Annotated in this window: 1 protein-coding gene; it reads left to right on the top strand. The window is 32.0% G+C overall.

Features of this window, described 5'->3' with window-relative positions; genetic code table 11:
* Positions 1-79: 79 nt before the first annotated feature.
* Complete coding sequence (locus tag ACSC97_RS18185) at positions 80-826, top strand: IS5 family transposase (RefSeq protein WP_026056797.1); 747 nt, start codon at positions 80-82, stop codon at positions 824-826.
* The last annotated feature ends 36 nt before the right edge of the window (positions 827-862 follow it).

The following is an 862-nucleotide window of genomic DNA, read 5'->3' as shown; positions in this document are numbered from 1 at the left end:
TAGGGTCTGTTGACATTTGTTGATTAAAAAAATAGCGAGATAGTAAAATTAAATCGCCAAACCCAATTTTACACTCGCTATGCCTCGAACAATGCTAAATGATCAACACTGGTCCAAGTTACTTGCTATTTTCCGTCACTTTAATATTTATCTCAAATTAAATTTACGGAATTTTATTGAAGCGATTTTATTTCGAATTAGAACAGGCTGTCCTTGGCGTGATTTACCTCAAGAGTTTGGTAAATCAAATTCTATTTTTAAGAAATATAATCGATGGTCTAAAAATAGTAAGTTTATGAATATTTTTAAATTATTCAGCCAGCATGCTGATAAAGAGTGGATTTTTATCGATGGGAGCCATGTACGAGCGCATCAACATTCAGCTGGTATTAAGAATCAAAGTATTTCCAAAAGTATTGGTGGTAATAGTTCAAAAATACATTTAGCAATCGATTCAAATGGTAATCCTATTGAATTTATTATTTCAGATGGAACTTCACATGATATTAAGGTTGCACCTGATCTTGTATCAAAATTAGATTTAACAGAGTCAGAAATGCTATGTGCAGATAAAGGCTATGATTCAGAAAGTTTCAGAAAGAAAATTAGAGAAAGTAATACGAAAGCAAACATTCCTCGAAGATCAAATGCCAAATCTAGCAATGATGATATGGACTGGTATATGTATAAAATCAGACATTTAGTTGAAAATGCATTTTGTAGATTAAAACAATTTAGAGGAATTGCCACAAGATACGATAAGCTAAAACGTAACTATCAAAGCGCTGTTGCTTTAGCTTGTATATTTATATGGTTGCCTCTTTAGCTCAATTTATCGGCTGTAAATGTCAACACACCCTAA

The organism is Acinetobacter sp. P1(2025) (assembly GCF_051390655.1).
Classification (GTDB): Bacteria; Pseudomonadota; Gammaproteobacteria; order Pseudomonadales; family Moraxellaceae; genus Acinetobacter; species Acinetobacter junii.
The sequence above is the reverse complement of the archived record's forward strand: the minus strand, read 5'-3'. Positions and strand labels throughout refer to the sequence as shown.

What these genes read in the sequence shown, in the direction of transcription:
- ACSC97_RS18185 (WP_026056797.1), top strand. Translation starts at nt 80, where the DNA reads ATGCCTCGAACAATGCTAAATGATCAACACTGGTCCAAGTTACTTGCT.